This is a genomic window from Sulfurimonas sp., from assembly GCF_018698455.1.
Classification (GTDB): domain Bacteria; phylum Campylobacterota; class Campylobacteria; order Campylobacterales; family Sulfurimonadaceae; genus Sulfurimonas.
Genome location: NZ_JABIOQ010000002.1, coordinates 1 through 19,232, shown reverse-complemented (window position 1 = coordinate 19,232; position 19,232 = coordinate 1). Strand labels below are relative to the sequence as shown.

The window sequence follows — 19,232 nt, the reverse complement described above, 5'->3', positions numbered from 1 at the left end:
AATAGCCATAATTATAAACTATGGAGATTTTATGGACGCAGCCAAATACATTTGGATGAATGGAGAGTTTGTTGCTTGGAATGATGCCAAGGTACATGTCCTTTCACACACAATACACTATGGAAATGGTGTAATCGAAGGAACGAAAGCTTACAAAACTGCAAAAGGTTATGCAATCTTTCGTTTAAATGAGCACACTAAGAGATTAAAAGAGTCTGCAAAAATGACTCTAATCAATATTCCTTACACGGTTGAAGAGATGTGTCAAGCTCAAATTGACCTTGTAAAGAAAAATGAATTTACAGGGGACAATGTTTATCTTCGTCCTTTTGCATTTTTAGGTTATGGTGTTATGGGTGTTTACCATAAAGACGCTCCAGTAGAGACTGTAATGTCAGCTTGGGAATGGGGTGCTTATCTTGGTGAAGAAGGACTTCAAAAAGGTATCAAGCTTAAAATCGCTTCTATGACTCGAGCTGCTAATACTTCAAGTATGGGAAAAGCAAAAGCAACAGCTAACTATCTTAACTCACAAATGGCAAAGTATGAAGCTATTGACTGTGGTTATGATGAGGCTCTTCTTTTAGATGACCAAGGCTATGTAGCTGAAGCAAGTGGTGCATGTTTTTTCATGGTAAAAAATGGAGAACTTATTACACCTCCTAATGACAACTCACTAGAATCTATAACACAAAAAATGGTTATAGAAATGGCTGAGGACTTTGGTATAAAAGTAGTTCGTCGTCGTATAACTCGTGAAGAAGTTTATGTAGCAGATGAAGCATTCTTAACAGGAACAGCAGCAGAAATCACTCCAGTTGCACTAGTTGATGCAAGAGAAATAGGTTCTGGTTCTCGTGGCGAAATGACTGAGAAAATTCAGAGTACTTACTTTGACATTGTATTTGGTAGAAATGCCAAGTATGCGCACTATTTAACTTATATAGACGAACAGTAAAAATGGATGTGTGGCTTTAGCCTCACCCAATAGAAAATAAAATTAAAATTAAGGATAGAAAATGGCATCAGATATGAATGATTACTTTAACAAAAAAAAGAGCGAAGGTGGACCTAAAAAATCTTCTGGCGGTAATGGTGGCGGTCCAACAGGTCCTAAAATGCCAAATATAGACTTCAACATGGGTGGTAAATCTGGAATAGTTTACTTTATTATTGCTGTCGTAATTATGATGGTTTTAGCGAAACCTTTTACTATCATCGAAGAGGGTCAACGTGGTATTTTAAGTACAAATGGTAAGTACCAGGACCAAGCACTTCTACCAGGACTACACTTCATCGTACCTATTATTCAAAAGGTATATGTTGTAGATACAAAAGTTCGTATTATTAACTATGCTTCTCGTATTGAAGCAAATCATAGTAGTGCAGGTATTACTTCAAAACCAGCGATTACAGTACTAGACAGACGTGGACTTCCTGTTTCAATTGAACTTACTGTTCAGTATCGTCTTAACTCTCAATTTGCAGCACAAACTATATCTAACTGGGGATTCTCATGGGAAGACAAGATTATTAATCCTGTTGTTCGTGATGTTGTTCGTAATGTAGTTGGTAAGTATGATGCTGAATCATTACCACAAATGAGAAATAAAATTGCAACAGAAATCGATGATGCTGTAAGAAAAAGTGTAGTTGGACTTAAAAACTCACCAGCAGATTTACAGTCTGTTCAACTTCGTGAAATTGGTCTTCCTCAAAAAGTAAAAGAGCAGATAGAACGTGTTCAAGTTGCAAAACAAGAAGTTCAAAAAGCAGAACAAGATGTACAACGTGTAAAACAAGAAGCTCTTAAACGTGCTGCAGAAGCTGAAGGTATAGCACAAAAGAAAAGAATTGAAGCTCAAGGTATTGCAGACTCTGTAACTATTCAAGCAGATGCAAAAGCCAAAGCAAATATTCTTATTTCTAAGTCATTAACTACTAAACTTTTACAACTAGAGCAAATGAAAGTTCAAGGGAAGTTTAATGATGCACTTAGTGTAAACAGAGATGCTAAGATCTTCTTAACACCTGGTGGGTCAACTCCAAATATTTGGGTTGATACTAAAAATGCTAGACAAAGAACTACGGCTAAATAATGGTAGAGGAAGCTTTAAATAGAGTGGATTGGGAGAAGTCTGAACTTCTTCCCGTTATCGTTCAAGATTCTACAACGAATGAAGTTCTAATGATGGCTTATATGAATAAAGCAGCATTAGAACTTTCACTCTCTACAAAAATTGCACACTATTTTTCTCGTTCTAAACAACGTATATGGAAAAAAGGTGAAAGTAGTGGACACACACAGACTATACACTCTTTTAATATTGACTGCGATAGCGATACACTTCTCATAAAAGTCACTCAAGAAGGTGTAGCTTGTCATACAGGAAGAAAGTCTTGTTTTTTTACAGAACTAGAAAGTGGTGAGACTAATTCTCAAGTTGAAGTAGATACAACTGCTGCTTATGGCGTTATAGACACACTTTACCATACTATTCAAGAGCGTAAAAATGCAGATCCTGAGACTTCATGGACAGCAAAACTCATCCATAAAGGTGAGAACACTATTCTTAAAAAAGTAGTTGAAGAAGCTGGTGAATTTAGCTTTGCCTATAAAGACAACGATGAAGCAGAGATGATTTATGAAGCAGCTGACTTAACATACCATATATTAGTTGCCTTAGCTGTAAAAAATATCTCTCCAGATAGAGTTAAACAAGAGCTTTCTCGTAGATTTAACATGAGTGGTATAGCTGAGAAGAATGCAAGGAAAGATTAGTGAAGATAAATGTAAAAGAGTTTATCTCTGATCTTATAGTCTATGATTATATTCTTTTTACTAGTGTTTTTATTCTCTTTATCCTCTTTGTCATTCTAGGCATAGTTCTTAGAAGAAAACCTCTTATAGCTGCTTTATGTATACTACTCGCGTTTACTATATTTGTAGTTGGTTCTACCTATGGCTATATTACAATGCACGATATACTCTTTCAAAATACTACTAAAATAACAAGTCAAAAGAGACTAAGCTTTACAGATGCAATAGTTCTAAAGGGCACCCTCTCAAATGATTCTCAAAGAAACTTTCAAAGCTGTAAAATAACTGCGAGTACCTATAAGGTAGGTGGAAATTCTCTTAAAAATTATCTCTACAAACTAAAGCCTTTTAAAAATATGTCGATAATGGAAGAAGATATTGCTATATCTCAAACAATCGCGTTTAAGATAATAATAGAACCTTTTACATATGAAAAAGATTATAATATCACTTTAGGAGCTGACTGTAAATGACTGAGCTAAATTATGTACATTACCTTGTATTTTTCGCTATTTTTATCATCTTTATTATAGGAATTGTTACTTCAACAAAGCAAAAAAGCAAAAAAAATATTTTTGCTATGATGTTTTCGATCACTTTGATAAGCATCATTTTGACAATATTTTCAGTGCTAGCAGTTGACAAGTATACAAAAGTAGTAAAACTTCATAAACTAAAAAACGAAAGACTCTTAAGTATAGAAAAAATAATTTACACAGGAACTGTAAGAAATGAGGGTAAGCACTCAATAGGTAAAGTTACATTTGAAATAAAACTTGTAAATAAAGGTCATGCTATTGGGAATGTAAAAGGTGTTGATTTTTATAAGACAAGTGGGTTTTTGGACTTCTTTAAAGGTGGCAATAGCCTAAAATTTAGGCCACAATCTATAACAAAAAAGTTCATAGTTGCAGAGGACTTAGCACCTGGCGAAGCTAAAGCCTTTAGGGTTTACTTTCCATATCCTCCATATTTTAGAAGTACTACACAATTTGCTAAGGTTTGGGGTCACTAAAAGTTAGTATTTTAAGCCTATCTTTTTAAACGCAGCATTAATATTTTTAATTTGTTTATTCTTGTCTCTACACCATTTAGGTGAAAGGAGTGAATCATCATCTATTCCTGCCGTAACTCTTTGTACACTTACATTTTCAGGCTTCATCTGTACTGATTTAAGCAGTGTATCAAGATATAACTCTTCGCTAATAGGTGTAAACTCTCCACGATTAAATTCATTTGCTAAGGCTGTTTTTTTCACTACATATAAAGGATGGTACTTAACAGAGTCTATACCCCACTCATAAGCGGCACGTGATGTTTCAAGCATCATCTCTTGCGTTTCACCACCAAGGCCAAATATAAGGTGTCCACATACATTCACACCAGCTTTTTTAGACTTTATAATCCACTCTTTAACATTTGCACTATCATGTCCACGGTTAATTCTTAAAAGTGTTTCATCATATACGGACTGTATACCAAACTCTAGCCATATCTCATTTGTTTTTGCTAACTCCGCTAGGTACTCTAAAGTCTCTTCTGTAATACTATCAGAACGAGTTCCTATACTTAAACCAACTACATTATCAAATGAAAGGGCTTTTTCATACAAAGCTTTTAGAGTATCAAAGGGAGCATAAGTATTTGTAAAAGATTGAAAATAAACAAGAAACTTTTCTGCTCCATATTCTTTTGCTTGGCGTTTACTAATAGCATCAAATTGGATTTCAAGTTGTTTAATTTGTTTATCTAAAAAAGGATTTTCTTTAGAGTCAAGGTTAAGGTGAAAACCTTTGAGTTCCTGAACTTCATCAGTACTCGCAGAAAATGAATCGTTTTCACAAAATGTACAACCACCTTTAGCAACTGTTCCATCAATATTAGGACAAGTAAAACCTGAGATATTAATACCAACTTTATAGACTTTACACGAAAACTTTTCTTTTAGGTAATTACCATAAGTGAATATCTGTTTCATTAGACTATGTACTTACCGGTAAAACAAGCTGTACAATAACTCTCTTCACCTTCCTTCGCATTAACACTTCTAAGAAGTGCTGGTTCATCAAGATATGCAAGAGAATCTGCTTCTATATAATCACAAATTTCTTGGTTAGTCATATTTGCCGCTATAAGCTTATCTTTACTTGGAGTGTCTACACCATAAAAACATGGATCAGTTGTTGGAGGAGAAGATACACGCATATGTACTTCACTTGCTCCCGCTTCTTTAAGCATACGAATAATACGACGAGATGTAGTACCACGAACGATTGAGTCATCTATAACAATGACACGCTTCCCTTTAATAATATCTGTCATAGGAGAAAGTTTCATCTTCACTTTTAGATCACGCATCTCTTGTGTTGGCTCTATAAAAGTACGACCAATGTAATGGTTACGCATTATTCCCATCTCATAAGGAATACCACTCTCTTGAGCATACCCAATAGCTGATGGAACACCACCATCTGGAACTGGTATAACAACATCTGCTTCAATAGGAAATACATGTGCAAGTTCTTTGCCCATATTTTTTCTTGTTTGGTAAACTGACTGACCAAAAACAATAGAGTCCGGGCGTGCAAAATACACATACTCAAAAATACAATGCTTTGGAGTTGATTCAAAAACTTTAATACTTGTAGGTTCTTTGCCTTCTTCAAATATTAGCAGCTCTCCAGGTTCAACATCTCGAATATATGTAGCACTCACAAGATCAAATGCACACGTTTCACTGGCAACTATGTAACCACCATTTGGTAGTTTTCCAAGACTTAAAGGACGAAATCCAAATCTATCACGCATTGCAAACATTTTCTTTCTACTTAAAAAAACAAGAGAAAATGCACCTTCAATTCTTTGAACAGCATCTATAATTCTATCTGTAAGTTTTTCTTTTTCGCTCTTTGCTATAAGGTGAATTAGGTTTTCAGTATCCATAAAAGTTTGAAAAATTGCACCTTTTTTAATAAGGGAATTTCTAACTTCTTCTGCATTTGTAAGATTACCATTGTGAACAATTGCCATTTCACCTAAGTCATATCTTGCAAATACGGGCTGTGCATCCAATATAGAGTCATCCCCGGCAGTTGAGTATCTCGTATGCCCAATTGCACTTGAACCACTAAGTGTTGCTAGTTTCTCTTCGTTAAAAACACGCATCACTAATCCACGGTCTTTAATAGTATGAAGTTTCTTTCCATCTGAAGAACTAATTCCCGCAGCTTCTTGACCACGATGCTGTAGTGCATGTAGCCCAAAGTAAGCTAACTTAGAAGCCTCTTGAGACCCAAAAATCCCAACAACAGCACACTTTTCATTTATATCTTCGCGCAAATTAAATCCTTGTAAACATGGTAGCTCTTCATGTAGTGAAATTATACTAGAATTAGATATAAGCAATCTTAGATGAAATTGGAACTCTAATTGCTTTATTTTACAAAATCGTCCATTTAAAAGGTAAGATATATGAATATTGTATTACGTAATAATCTCATTCTTATCACCACCGGGTTTGATTCATTGGATACTGAGTGGATGAAAGAATTTTTAAATCATCATTCACGCGGTATGCTCTTTTTACCAAAAGCCGTTTTAGTCTTTAGAAATGAAACTTTAGTTGAAGCAAGGGAAGAATTTTTAAGTCAGTTAAGTTTACATCATGCTGCTAAACATGACTTTAACCATGAGTTCTTTTTACGTTCAATGCTAAAATATGGAAATCAACCTATCAAGATAGAACTAGAAGAGCTTCTCGAACCCGAAGTTGTTAAAGTAAATCTATATGCTTATGATAAAGACACAGTACTCATCTCTTTAAACAAATCAAATTCTTGGGTATTGAACTATATGCGTTCACAACTTGAAGTATATATTGAACGAGGAACAGATCTTTCATTGGTTGTTGATGTTTCTGATTTAAAAGCGAAATCACGACTTGAACGTGCTCTCAATAAACGCCATATCTTACACTATCAAATTCAGTATACTTATGATAATCATTTTATGTCTAAACTTTATTCAGACTTTGCAAACTTTAGTTTTGGTGACTTGGTTAGTGAGGAGGAAAGAGAAGATAACACTCTCTTTTATACAGTTTTAGAATGCCCTATTGGAGCGAGTCAAGATGCCCTTAAAAAGTCATACAAAAAACTTACTAAAGTATACCATCCTGATAAAATAATTCATGAAGCACCACATATGGTAAAGCACTATACACAAAAGTTTCAACTTCTTCAAGAAGCATATACAGCCTTGCGAGTCGTTAGTTAATAAAGTTTTCTATTAACTGCTCTTTTGAACTACTCTTAACAAGTGCTTCAAAATCTTCACTTCCATAAAGAGCAAGATCAACTCCTCTCATTTGCATTAACTCATTTGAAAAGCCGCGTTTAGAAAAAAATACTATCTGAGTCGGTTCAATACCAAGTTTTTCACATTTTTCATGAAGCTTATGTAACTCTTTTTTATTTATATTATGGTTCTTCCATTTACACTCACCTACATATATGCTATCATCATCTGTAATAGTTAAAATATCTATTTCTATATTCGCATCCCAATAACTTCCTGAGCTGATAATTTGAGCTTCTCTTAAGTTGTAGTTAAGAAGTACTTCTGATAATTCTTCAAACACTAAACTAGTATAGCTATTTTGATGATTTTCAAAGTTTTCAAAAAGTTTAGAATACTCCCCTTTTTGTATATTTTTTATTTGAGGTGCGATAAAATAAAACCAAAAACGGACAAATGGGTGAGTAAATAAAACTTTATGTGAGATTCTATGTCGTGCATCTCGGCGTTTTAACTTAGTATTTGAATTTCTATCTCTATTATCACTCTCTCTTGAGTACTCCATTTGAATGAGTCCGCTATCTTGTAAGAAGTTAAGTGCGCCTCCTCCGTTGCCATTATTCAGTCCTGCACGGTTAAAAGCAGAAAATATTCTTCTGTCTCCAATAGCAAGAGCTTGAAGTAAACGCTTGTTTATAGGTTCATTGAGGGTAAGTTTTTCTATTTTTTCATTTAAAGTATCGAAGTTTTCTAAGATAAGGGTCTGTACTAATTCTGCTATAGGCTTAGAAGTATCAACATCCCATCCAAGGCCACCAAAAACAGAAAAATAGTCTATTTGGATTTCCATATCATCAGGATAATTTCTAAAGTAAAAAGACCGGAATTGGTGAAGGAGTTTTGAATTTGTCATATAATAATTGTAACATACTTTAACACAAACTTGATACTCAATTGAGTATCAAGAAGTAGTGATTTAGGGCCTATTAATGTAGGTCTTTCCATATCTCTCTTTTCCAAAGAAAAGCAAAAAGAGCGAATATAACGATATAAATCATTACATTTCTACCAATTTCTTCACGTTCATGGCGTTTTGTATCACCTGCATTTTTTAAGTACTCTACAACTTTGTCTGCTGTATCTGCTGTTACACCGACACGAGGCATTGATGTTCCCTCAAGTTGACTCTGAGGGTTTTCTATAAATGTGCTTATAAAGTGCTCTCCACGAGAACGAATATACATACTTAAATCTGGTGGTAGTTTCCCCATGTATACTTTAAGTGAGTCTTCATACTCTAAGACTTTAATCTCAGCAGCTAAAGTATCTTTTTTGTGTTTGAATTTCTCAGTTGTTCCGAGCTGTGTCCATTTTTCATACACAACAGAATGACATCTTCCACAAGTATTTTCGTATGCCATTTTTGGTGTTACTTTTTCTGGAGAGATAGCAATTTTTTGCATATAAGCAACTACATTTGCTATATCTTCATCAGAAGACACCATGTACTTAACACTAGCCATAGGGTGTTCATTTTCTACAGAAAATTTATGATCTACATTTGAAATCATTACAGGATCTTTAATGATACCTATAAGGTAGTTTTTAGTGTAATAAACACCAGCATTATCAAGTGAAGGAGGTATTGTTCCCATAACAATTCCAGCATCATTATGACAACCGCTACAAGTTGCAAAGATTGCTTCACCAGTAACTGCATCACCTTTTATTTTAGCGATTCTTGCTACATCTGAAAAAAAAGTTTGCTTCTTTTCTAGTCGAACTTTTTGTATTGCTATATCATTTTCTGAAGTGATTATTGCTGTCTTTAGTTTTTGTTTTTCATCTGCTGATGCATCTTTATATTCAAGTTCTTTCTCTAGTTTTGTCTTTTGAAGTCCACTTATAATATTTTCTACTTCTAAGATGTCATCACTTCCATCATACACAAAACCTTTACTCTCAACATCTTTATGTAAAATATGGTGAGCATACGGCTCAACTAAATAGTAAGTAGCTAGTGAGAAGAATACAACTACTGCTAATATTAATGGTTCTTTATTTTTCATCCCTAGCTCCTTATACTTTTTTTTCATATGATGTTATGATTGGGAGTGCTAACCACTGAACAATAAACAAGATTGCAGCCCAATAACCAATAGTGCTATATGGATCTTCTGGAGGAAGTTTTCCCATAGCTGTAAGTACTATCATATTTGTAAGCATTAACCAAAACCAAATCATAAATGCAGGTCCACGACGGTTAGCAGCAATAGCATTTGGACTTCTATCTAAAAATGGAAGTCCAAGAAAAATACCTTGTGCAAATGCAAATGCGATAAGCCCTATGTCTATAGAAAACGGACGCAAGATTTCATACGACCATAGGAAATACCACTCAGGGTAAATATGTGCTGGAGTTTTAAGTCCATCAGCAGGGTCAAAATTTACAGGATCCATGGCAAAACCATAGTTGTAAAAGACGAGATAGAAAAAGAACACTAAGTATATTCCTGCAACCATCATATCTTTTGACATAAAGTCATTTGCAAAACGGATAACCTTACTGCCTTTCTTGTCACCATCTAAGTACTTTTTACTTTCTGCATCAAAATCAATCTCTTCACCATCTTGGTTATTCACATGGGGAATTCTAAGAGCTGCGAAGTGAAGCCCTATTAGACCTAAAATAGCTAAAGGAATAAGAAGCACATGAAGCATAAAGAAACGAGATAAAAATGCTTGAGCTGGAACATAATCACCACGAATCCATTCAACAAGGCCGTCTGCATGTAAAGAACCACCTGAAAAAAGATTTGTAATAACCATGCCTGCCCAGTAAGACATCTGCCCCCATGGAAGAATATAGCCCGAGAATGCTTCAGCTGAAAATGCTACTAAAAGTAGCATTCCTGAGAGCCAAATCATCTCTCGGCCTTTTTTGTATGAACCATAGTATATCCCTGTAAACATATGTATGTATATAATAAGGAAGACTACAGAAGCAGCTACACCATGAATATGTCTCCATAACCAACCAAAGTCTACATCTCTCATAATCGTGTAGTTCACACTGTAAAATGCAGTATCAATATTCGGCTGATAGTACATTAAAAGAAAAATTCCTGAAACTAAAAGAAGTACGAAAGTAATAACAAGTACCATTCCCATTGCCCAAAGAAAGTTTATATTTTTAGGAATCCAATACTCTGAACCCATCACTTTTTCAACTTTTTCAATTGCTAAACGCTGGTTTATCCAATCTTTTATACTTGTTGCTTTTGTAAATTTTGCCATTTATTTTCCTCGTTTAAAGCGTAATGCCAGATTCTTTCATCTTAGTATACTCAGGTCCTACTTCACCTAAGACCAACTTATTTCCATCAACTTTAAAGGGGGGTATATCAAGTCCGCGAGGAGGTGGAACTTTTGCTACAGCGCCAGAAAAGTCAAACTGACCTCCATGACATGCACAAAGAAAATCTTTTTTATCGGTGTTATATGCGGGAATACAGCCTAAGTGAGTACATAATCCAATGGCTACCATATAATGACTTCCATCAACGATAACATCTCTCTCTTGTTGTACTGGAGTTTGAGAAGCAATCATCTCAGCACTTTTTTTAAGCACAAAAATTGGTTTACCTCTCCACTTCTCAGTGATAAGTTCATTTTCATTGTAAGCAGACATATCTAGAGTAGTAAACCCTGCTGCTTTTACACTTGGAAGGGGGTCCCAAGTTTTTTTCATTGCAAATAATGAAGCTACTGCCCCTACACCGGCAACAGCACCAAATGCTTTACCCATAAACCCTCTGCGACTACTGTCTCTCATTTTTTCTCACTTATATCATAGTATTTCCAGTCATTATAACTTAGAAATGTAAATTTTAGTGTCTTTATGAGTAAAATTTAAACAATCTACTTAGCATCTCTTTTAGCAATTTTAATATATATGTGAAGAATTTCTATAGCGGCAGGTGTGATACCGCTAATGTTCATAGCAGCTTGCAGTGTAGGGGGAGCAAAACTTTTAAGTTTTTCTTGAACCTCTTTACTTAAACCACTCACTTTAGTAAAGTCAAAACCTTCTGGTATCTTGATTTTAAGATACTTTTTCATGCGTTCTATCTCTTCACTCTGCTTATCAATATAACGAGCATACTTCCCTTCTACAAGAATCTCTTCTTTAATGTAGTCATCAAATTTTGCAAGTTCTGGCACAATTACAAGCATTTTAGCAACATCAAAAGTTTTACGAGCGATAAGCTGTTGTGCAGTTGAAACATCTCTTAAAGTCTGTTCATCTATTGATTCTAAAATTGCATTAAACTCTTTGTTTGGCGTAAATTTTGTATCTTCTAAAAGCTGTGCCCCATATTTTATCTCCTCATCTTTGAGTTTGACTCTTTCGTACTCCGCGTCGTCAATCAAACCGAGTTCATGTCCATACTTTGAAAGTCTCGTATCAGCACTTTCTTCACGAAGAAGAAGTCTGTACTCAGCACGAGACGTGAACATTCTGTATGGTTCATTAGTCCCTTTTGTTACAAGGTCATCGATTAAAACACCGATGTAAGCCTCATCACGTCCTAAAATTAGAGGATCTTTCCCTTGAAGTGAAAGACCCGCATTTATTCCCGCCATAATACCCTGTGCAGCTGCTTCTTCATAACCCGTAGTACCGTTAATCTGACCAGCACAATACAGACCCGCTATCTTTTTAGTCTCTAATGTATGTCTTAGTTCACGAGGGTCTACAAAATCATACTCTATTGCATAACCATAACGAACTATCTTCGCGTTTTCCATTCCTACAACTGACTTTATCATCTCGCGTTGTACTTCTGGAGGTAACGAAGTTGAGAGACCATTTATGTAACACTCAGTGTTATCCATGGTTTGTGGTTCTATAAAAAGGTGATGTCTATCTTTATCTGCAAACTTACTTATCTTATCTTCTATACTGGGGCAGTACCGTGGGGAATTCCCCTCTATTTGACCTGTAAAAAGTGGTGCTCTATAAAAGTTTGAAGAGATTATTTCATGTGTAAGAGGGTTTGTATAAGCGATATAACAAGGAAGCTGTTCTTTTGAAGCACGAAACTGTTCACGGTTTGTTCTAAAAGAAAAAGGAGAAGGAAGTTCATCTCCACCCTGCTCTTCCATAACAGAAAAATCAATAGTTGAACTATCTATACGGGCACAAGTTCCTGTCTTTAAACGTGCGAGATTTAGTCCAGCATCATTTTTAAGTGATGCACTTAAGCCCTCGCTTCTTTCCTCTCCATAACGTCCAGCTTTTTTCTGAATCTCTCCAACATGAATGATTCCATTTAAAAATGTTCCTGAAGTTATGATAACTTTTGATGCCATATAGTCATTTAAAAGGTCAGTTTTCACACCTTTTACAACCTCGTTTTCAATGATGAGTGATTCTATGGTTTCTTGTGCTAGTTCAAGGTTCTGGGTGTTTAAAATTACATTACGAGCAATAACTCTGTACTTATCCATATCTATTTGAGCACGAGAGCCTCGAACTGCTGGGCCCTTTGTCTGGTTAAGTATACGAAACTGTATACCAGCCTCATCAGTAATGAGTCCCATTTCCCCACCAAGCGCGTCAAGTTCACGGACTAAGTGTCCTTTTGCAAGACCACCAACAGCAGGATTACAGCTTGTTGCACCAACATTTTCAGCTAGCATAGAGACTAAAAGAGTTCTGTGACCCATTCTAGCACTTGCTAATGAAGCTTCAACCCCAGCATGACCACCACCTACTACTATTACATCATAATTCATAAAAAAATCCATTATATTATCTTAATACGAATTTTAGCATTTTTGAGTATCATTTGTATAATATAAACTAAATTAGTTAAGCTTTTTAAGATGAGTGGAGGAATAGATAATGATAAATAAGGCAAATACCGCATATGGTGCGAAAGATTATAAAACAGCTTTTGAACTTTTTACAATTTTAGCAGAGCAAGGTGATGCAAATGCACAAACTTCACTTGGTTTCATGTACCAAAACTCTCAAGGCTGTGAGAGAAATGAAGCAAGAACTTTAGAACTTTACACAAAAGCGGCAGAGGCAAACCAGCCCTATGCACTTTTTAATCTTGCAATTCTTTATGAAAACGGAATTGGTGGTGTTGAGCATAACCAATTTAAAGCACACGAGTTACATATGGCGGCAGCTGAACGCGAAGTGCCACCTGCACAGTATGAAGTAGGCCTGATGTTAGAACGGGGTCTTGGTTGTATGCAAAACTACTCAGAAGCAGCATTTTGGTATGAAGAAGCAGCTAAACGCGGTCATTTAGAAGCTTTTAATAACCTTGGTGTTTTATATAAAGAGGGTCATGGAGTAGAGAAAGACGAGGCCAAATCATTTATATGTTTCACCCGTGCGTCTAATGGTGGACTTGCTCAAGGTCACTATAACTTAGGACTACTTTATGACCAAGGAATTGGCTGTGAATCAGACAACGACAAAGCATTAGACTTATGTAGAAAAGCAGCTTACGCTGGGCATAAAAAAGCCAAAGAGATCATACAAGGTCTTCAAGAAGACGGAAAGATAGTTTTTTAACTATCCTTTCCTTTTAGTACCCTATTTTTTAGAGTTTAACCTTGACTGATACTCCTCTGGATGTTTACAAACTGGACAAACTTTTAAAGCTTTTTTTCCATAATGTACATGACCACAAATTTCACAAATCCATGCTTCTTCTTCATTTTCACTCACAAATTCAGTATCAGATGCTAATCTATGTAAAAGCATTTTAAACATATTCTCATGTTCTATTTCTACTTTTCCTATTCCATCAAATAATCTTGCCGCTTCTTTATAACCTTCTTCTTTAGCAATTCGAGCGAACTCGGGGTACATAGTAGTATTTTCATATGATTCACCATCTATTGCCATTTGAAGATTCTCTTGCGTATTTCCGAAATTATTTTCACTTTCATTAACCATTCTATTGTTAAGAGCTAGTTCCATTTTTGCATGTTGTTTTTCATTATTTGCAGCTCTTTGAAAATGTTCTGCAACATCTCTAAGACCTTCTTTTTGAGCTACTTTTGCAAAGTACTCATACTTGTTTCGTGCCTGTGATTCCCCTGCAAATGCTTTCATAAGATTTACTAAAGTCAAATTTTCTGTAATCATTTTCATTGCTTGTCCACAACAATGGAGTTCTCCACCACCTACACTTTGTACTTCAACTGTATTGCCACACTTATCACATTTGTACGATTCATATTGTCTCATATACTTCTCTTTAAGAAATAATCTCGATTTATAAGTATTATCCCACAATAAGCTTTAAAAAAAATTATGTTTTTATTGTGAAACTTGTGTAAATAATTAAGTTTATTTATATAAAATAAGAATAAACTTTCACATATAAATCATAAAGGAACTAGACCCTTGTTTACAGGACTAATCAGAGAAATCGCAAATGTTAAAAGCCTCGTTGGTTCTACTCTCAGTATTAGAGCTAAACATAAAGCAAAAATTGGTGACTCTATCGCTATTAATGGTGCTTGTTTAACAGTAGTAAAAGTTTCCAATGATGGTTTCTGTGTTGAACTATCCCCTGAAAGCCAAAAATATTTGGTTATGGAAAACTACAAAAATGAAGTTCATATAGAGCCTGCCATGATGATGGGAGATAGATTTGAAGGGCATATTGTTCAAGGTCATATTGATACTATCGGAACTATTAGTGAGATTAAAAACTTGGGTAATTCTTATGATATCTTTATCAAAGTAGAGCCTAAGCACATCGCATTTATAGTGCCAAAAGGTTCTATAACCATAGATGGTGTGAGTCTCACAGTCAACGATGTAAGTACCGATACATTTAGACTTACTGTCATTCCATACACTATGAGAGAAACACTTTTTAAAAATTATAAAAAAGGCACCAAAGTAAATATTGAGACAGATATGTTTGCTCGTTATGTCTCACATATAATTAGCCATCAGACAAAAACCGCTTCAATTAGCTGGGGTGAAGTTGATGCTATAAATGCCTCTTTTTAAACAGAAATATTGCATTTTGGCATACTTTAAACTACTAACATCAAAACTAACTATAATTACATCAACTGTATTATATTAGGATAAAAAATCAAACATAAAATACTCAAAGATATTTTCGGACATAATAATTTTCGCGACTTCCAAGAAGAGGGAGTTGACGCCATACTAAATAATCAAGACCTTCTTATGATACTCCCGACTGGTGGTGGAAAATCTCTTGTTTTTCAACTACCGACTATGATGATGGAAGGCATAACAATAGTCGTATCCCCTCTTATAGCTCTTATGCAAGATCAGGTTTCAGCACTTAAAGCACAAAATATAAACGCAGAGATGATAAGTTCAGCGCAAAGTTATGAAGAAGTAGATGACATCATGTATGCTGCGGTCAATGGTGACTTAAAGTTTCTCTACCTTTCTCCAGAACGCCTGAACAATGGAAGAACATTAGATTTTTTACATAACCTACACATCAATTTTTTTGTCATTGATGAAGCACACTGTATCTCACAATGGGGACATGAGTTTCGTGATGACTATAGAGCATTAGGAAGTCTCAAACATAACTTTCCATATACAACGATAGCCGCGTTTACAGCTACAAGTACCGATAATGTAACAGATGATATACTAAGAGAATTACAAGTAACTGACCCTGTTGTTTTAAAAGGGAAAATCTTTCGCAAGAACCTCTTTATCTCAGCCCAGAGACGTATAGCAAATGGTCAAGCACAACTCAAAAACTTTTTACTTAGACATGTAGACGAGTCAGGTATCATCTATGTAAGTTCTCGTAAAAAAACTGAAGAACTCTCTAGTTTTCTAAATCAAAGTGGCTATAAATCTCTTCCATACCATGCCGGGCTACCAGCACATGTTCGTGAGCAAAATTTTAAGATATTTGTTAATGACAAAGTAAACATCATGGTTGCTACCATCGCGTTTGGTATGGGCATAGACAAGAGTGACATACGTTTTGTTGTGCATATGTCTCTCCCAAAATCACAAGAAAACTACTACCAAGAGATAGGTAGAGCAGGACGTGATGGAGATGATAGTGAAGTACTTCTACTCTTTAATGCAGGGGATATTGTCATTCATAAAAGATTTTTAAATGACATCTCAAATGAAGACTATAAAGCTCATCTTGAAACAAAAATAGACCAAATTTATAAGTACTCAACAAGTGAAATATGTTTTCATAAACAGCTCGCAGAATACTTTGATGACACACTCGATGAATGCAGGGATAGATGTGACAACTGTTTAGAGTCCGATGATAAACGCACAGATATAACCAAAGAGTCTCAAATGATACTCTCTGCCATTTATAAAACAGACCAAGGCTTTGGTAAGAACTATGTCATTGATATACTCCGTGGATCAAGTGAGCATAAGCTTCTCGCTAATGGAGCAGATAAACTTTCCATGTACGGCATAGGAACCGAGTTAAGTAAAAAAGAATGGTTTATCATAGTAGAAAGATTAATCGAACTTAGAGTTCTTAACTTAGGGGACTTTAGTGTTTTAAAACTCACTGATGATGCTATAAATGTTTTAAAATCACTTAAACTCATCGATATAAAATCCTCGCGTTTACTCATAAATGTCACAGAGAAAAAAGTTAAACAAGATAAAGAGTTTGATTATGATGAAGAGATGTTTGAAGAACTTCGCAGTAAACGCAGTGAACTAGCTTCTGACATGGGTGTTCCCGCTTACATAATCTTTACTGATAAAACACTCAAACACCTCGCGAATGACAAGCCCATTGACAAAGATAGTATGCTAGAGGTCAATGGCATTGGTGAGAAAAAATTTACACAATTTGGTGAAGTATTTTTAGATGTTATAAATTCATGAAAAATTCTACTTTTTGGAGAGTGTAAAATAAACTGTGTAAACCTCAAAAAATAGATTTATTTGATATAGTCATCAAGTAAATTATTAACAAGGATTTACACATGAGTTTAATCAACCACGAAGAGCTAAAAAAACAGATACAATCTGGAGAATTAACATCTTTAGATGATATTACCAAAGAGTTCAAAAATATACTCAAAGAAGTAATACAGACTGCATCACAAGAAGAACTAACTTCACACCTCGGTTATGCTAAACACGAGGAATCCACCAATTCCAATGCTCGTAACGGATATAATGCAAAAACCATCAACTCTAAGTATGGTCAGTTTGATGTCTCTATCCCTAGAGATAGCAAGTAGATGCAATCTAAGTACTTCTCGTATCTGTCTCATATTTATTTTCCTCATCGTAACACCTTTGTAAAAATTCACAAAGAGTGTAATTGAATTTAGAAAATATCTCTTAGAAAATTCAGTTAATACTTAACCGAATATAAAATCGCGGACTCAAGCACAAAGTGGCTGGATAAACTCCGTCATTACTGGCCGGATATCAAGCGACATGGGTGGCCGGATAGAATCGCGATGGGTGGCCCGTTTGGTGCATTTTTTGCAAAAGAATAAGGCAGTGTAACAATCTCATCAGGAGTATCACTCTGTAAAAGTGTAATTCCCTCTCTTCCTATCTGTCCACCAACATTTTTATTACTCTTCTCTCGAAGAGATTGGTTCTTAGTGTTTCTCTTTTTTAAAGGTGCTATCTCACTTGATGGTGAGATACTAGAGTTACTGGAATTCTTTGGTGGTTTTTCTTGCACGAGGTTATCTTGAATATTTTCTATATACTTAAGAAGCTCTTCATGAGATAAATCTCTTAGTTCTTAATTGAAAATTGATATTTCAGGAGAGTTTTCTTCAATATTTATTCCTACTTTTTATGTAGTGAATTATAGCTAATAAGTCCTATAAATAGGCTTTTAATGAAGATTTATTGAGGTGAATATTAGAATTCTTTTTGGTATTTTAGAGGGTGATTAGTTACAACTTTTTACTTTCTTGCTTGATGAAAATATACCAGCTGACAATAATGGCAGTGAAAGAGTTAATAGAAATATCAAAGTAAAGTAAAAAGTATCTGGACAATTTAAATCAATTGATGGTGCAAAAAAATTATGCTAATTTAGTATCAGTTATTGATACTTCTCGTAAGCGCTGCTTAATTGAATTTGAATCACTCGTTTCCGTGATGTAGGGAAATTCTCTCTTTTAGAGAGGGTAATAAAGTTACAATTATTTTGATATAGAACAGGGAAGATGTGTATGAAATAGGCCGAAGCCTATGAAAAAGGCTAGTTTCCTTCGTGCTGTTCTTCATAACCACCAGTTACAGATGATTCCATATACTTGTCAAGAGTTAAGTCAATTGTATTAATAACAATCTTGTCAAGTGTTGATAAAAGTTCTTTAATTTCTTTGTTCTGAGTTACATTTTGATATTTCAAGAAAGTAATTGTAGTCTGAGCACCTTTTTTGATTACAGTTATCTTGATCGGACAAAGAGCCATCATATTAGGGTCTATATTTGAAACTTGATTTCCTACATATCCATTACATATTAACAAAGTTACGATTTTATCTAAGCCATTTTTATTAAATGCATCGCCAAATTTTTTATCAAAACCTTTTTTTTTGAAACGTTCCACCAAATCAAATTCATAAATAATTCCCATATGATTTTTCTCGATCGATTTTTTAAGTTCTGGAAAATAAACAGAAAAAGGCTTAGTTATGGTCTTCGTATATATCTCATTTGCTTGAAGCAATGAGCCTAGTAGTAGTAATGAAAGAATGATAGTTTTCATTGGATTCCTTATTAATTTTTATTAATTTTTATTAATTATAGTGATATGTTCCTTATATAACTATAAAAGGTGTTCAAAAATTAGTAACTAATCAGCCTATGAAGCAAAAAAAAGAATTCTAATATTAACTTAGTAGAGGAGAGTTCACTTGGCCAAGAGATTACTTAAAAATATTCTTACTAATATTCTATCTAGGTAAATCCGATGAAAAATAAAATAAACCTTATATACCTTCTTGCTCAAATAAATCATCAATAAAATCATCACGATATAGGCAATTTCTTTTGATTTCAGCCATTGCCGTTTTACCTGTTGGTAGAACTTTTTTATCT

Annotated in this window: 19 protein-coding genes and 1 pseudogene; 11 read left to right on the top strand and 9 right to left on the bottom strand. The window is 34.7% G+C overall.

Annotation, left to right across the window (positions count from 1 at the left end; translation table 11 throughout):
• The first annotated feature begins 31 nt into the window (after positions 1–31).
• The 5 genes from HOG88_RS00405 to HOG88_RS00385 all read left to right on the top strand — a co-directional run bounded on the left by HOG88_RS00405 (position 32) and on the right by HOG88_RS00385 (position 3,836).
• A complete protein-coding gene (locus tag HOG88_RS00405; RefSeq protein ID WP_295002076.1) occupies positions 32–958 on the top strand; it encodes a branched-chain amino acid transaminase in 927 nt (308 codons plus the stop codon).
• Between the two features lie 61 nt (positions 959–1,019).
• Entirely contained in the window at positions 1,020–2,099 is a 1,080-nt protein-coding gene (locus HOG88_RS00400) for a prohibitin family protein (RefSeq protein ID WP_295002075.1), read from the top strand.
• Positions 2,099–2,782 carry a bifunctional phosphoribosyl-AMP cyclohydrolase/phosphoribosyl-ATP diphosphatase HisIE gene (gene hisIE / locus HOG88_RS00395; RefSeq protein WP_295002074.1) on the top strand — a complete coding sequence of 228 codons (684 nt, stop codon included), beginning with the start codon at positions 2,099–2,101 and terminating at the stop codon, positions 2,780–2,782. The genes HOG88_RS00400 and hisIE overlap by 1 nt, the downstream gene beginning before the upstream one ends.
• Positions 2,782–3,294, top strand: coding sequence for a DUF2393 domain-containing protein (locus HOG88_RS00390; RefSeq protein WP_295002073.1), 513 nt, complete (start codon positions 2,782–2,784; stop codon positions 3,292–3,294). The genes hisIE and HOG88_RS00390 overlap by 1 nt, the downstream gene beginning before the upstream one ends.
• Positions 3,291–3,836 (top strand): DUF2393 family protein, encoded by a 546-nt coding sequence (locus HOG88_RS00385; protein WP_295002072.1) that lies wholly within the window; start codon positions 3,291–3,293, stop codon positions 3,834–3,836. Before HOG88_RS00390 ends, HOG88_RS00385 begins: the two co-directional genes overlap by 4 nt.
• A 3-nt stretch (positions 3,837–3,839) precedes the next feature.
• Here HOG88_RS00385 and HOG88_RS00380 read toward each other — a convergent pair whose 3' ends face one another.
• Both HOG88_RS00380 and purF read right to left on the bottom strand, forming a co-directional pair.
• Positions 3,840–4,799 (bottom strand): TIGR01212 family radical SAM protein, encoded by a 960-nt coding sequence (locus HOG88_RS00380; protein WP_295002071.1) that lies wholly within the window; start codon positions 4,797–4,799, stop codon positions 3,840–3,842.
• Positions 4,799–6,160 carry an amidophosphoribosyltransferase gene (gene purF / locus HOG88_RS00375; protein ID WP_295002070.1) on the bottom strand — a complete coding sequence of 454 codons (1,362 nt, stop codon included), beginning with the start codon at positions 6,158–6,160 and terminating at the stop codon, positions 4,799–4,801. Before purF ends, HOG88_RS00380 begins: the two co-directional genes overlap by 1 nt.
• Before the next feature lie 132 nt (positions 6,161–6,292).
• On the opposite strand from purF, the gene HOG88_RS00370 reads away from it, so the two are divergent.
• On the top strand, positions 6,293–7,096 hold the full coding sequence (locus HOG88_RS00370) for a J domain-containing protein (RefSeq protein ID WP_295002069.1): 804 nt from the start codon (positions 6,293–6,295) through the stop codon (positions 7,094–7,096).
• On the opposite strand, the gene HOG88_RS00365 is transcribed toward HOG88_RS00370, so the two are convergent.
• The 5 genes from HOG88_RS00365 to mnmG all read right to left on the bottom strand — a co-directional run bounded on the left by HOG88_RS00365 (position 7,089) and on the right by mnmG (position 12,919).
• Entirely contained in the window at positions 7,089–7,967 is an 879-nt protein-coding gene (locus HOG88_RS00365) for a DUF234 domain-containing protein (protein WP_295002068.1), read from the bottom strand. The genes HOG88_RS00370 and HOG88_RS00365 overlap by 8 nt on opposite strands.
• Positions 7,968–8,103: 136 nt before the next feature.
• Complete coding sequence (locus HOG88_RS00360; protein ID WP_295002067.1) at positions 8,104–9,186, bottom strand: c-type cytochrome; 1,083 nt, start codon at positions 9,184–9,186, stop codon at positions 8,104–8,106.
• A gap of 10 nt (positions 9,187–9,196) precedes the next feature.
• Positions 9,197–10,414, bottom strand: a complete 1,218-nt coding sequence (locus HOG88_RS00355) for a cytochrome bc complex cytochrome b subunit (protein WP_295002066.1) — start codon at positions 10,412–10,414, stop codon at positions 9,197–9,199.
• 13 nt (positions 10,415–10,427) lie between these two features.
• Positions 10,428–10,952: a ubiquinol-cytochrome c reductase iron-sulfur subunit gene (gene petA / locus HOG88_RS00350; RefSeq protein ID WP_295002065.1), complete on the bottom strand. Its 525-nt coding sequence runs from the start codon at positions 10,950–10,952 to the stop codon at positions 10,428–10,430.
• An 86-nt stretch (positions 10,953–11,038) separates the two neighbouring features.
• Positions 11,039–12,919 (bottom strand): tRNA uridine-5-carboxymethylaminomethyl(34) synthesis enzyme MnmG, encoded by a 1,881-nt coding sequence (mnmG, locus tag HOG88_RS00345; protein ID WP_295002064.1) that lies wholly within the window; start codon positions 12,917–12,919, stop codon positions 11,039–11,041.
• 109 nt (positions 12,920–13,028) lie between these two features.
• On the opposite strand from mnmG, the gene HOG88_RS00340 reads away from it, so the two are divergent.
• On the top strand, positions 13,029–13,715 hold the full coding sequence (locus HOG88_RS00340) for a tetratricopeptide repeat protein (protein WP_295002063.1): 687 nt from the start codon (positions 13,029–13,031) through the stop codon (positions 13,713–13,715).
• A 21-nt stretch (positions 13,716–13,736) separates the two neighbouring features.
• On the opposite strand, the gene HOG88_RS00335 is transcribed toward HOG88_RS00340, so the two are convergent.
• A complete protein-coding gene (locus tag HOG88_RS00335; RefSeq protein WP_295002062.1) occupies positions 13,737–14,396 on the bottom strand; it encodes a ferritin family protein in 660 nt (219 codons plus the stop codon).
• A gap of 159 nt (positions 14,397–14,555) precedes the next feature.
• On the opposite strand from HOG88_RS00335, the gene HOG88_RS00330 reads away from it, so the two are divergent.
• The 4 genes and pseudogenes from HOG88_RS00330 to HOG88_RS00315 all read left to right on the top strand — a co-directional run.
• Complete coding sequence (locus HOG88_RS00330) at positions 14,556–15,173, top strand: riboflavin synthase (RefSeq protein WP_295002061.1); 618 nt, start codon at positions 14,556–14,558, stop codon at positions 15,171–15,173.
• Between the two features lie 87 nt (positions 15,174–15,260).
• A complete protein-coding gene (gene recQ / locus HOG88_RS00325; protein ID WP_295002105.1) occupies positions 15,261–17,036 on the top strand; it encodes a DNA helicase RecQ in 1,776 nt (591 codons plus the stop codon).
• A gap of 101 nt (positions 17,037–17,137) precedes the next feature.
• Positions 17,138–17,398 (top strand): transposase, encoded by a 261-nt coding sequence (locus tag HOG88_RS00320; protein WP_295002060.1) that lies wholly within the window; start codon positions 17,138–17,140, stop codon positions 17,396–17,398.
• Positions 17,399–18,082: 684 nt separating this feature from the next.
• Positions 18,083–18,239 (top strand): annotated as a pseudogene (locus HOG88_RS00315) (transposase); the annotation flags it as partial.
• A 148-nt stretch (positions 18,240–18,387) separates the two neighbouring features.
• Here HOG88_RS00315 and HOG88_RS00310 read toward each other — a convergent pair.
• Positions 18,388–18,900 carry a DUF302 domain-containing protein gene (locus HOG88_RS00310; protein WP_295002059.1) on the bottom strand — a complete coding sequence of 171 codons (513 nt, stop codon included), beginning with the start codon at positions 18,898–18,900 and terminating at the stop codon, positions 18,388–18,390.
• Between the last annotated feature and the right edge of the window lie 332 nt (positions 18,901–19,232).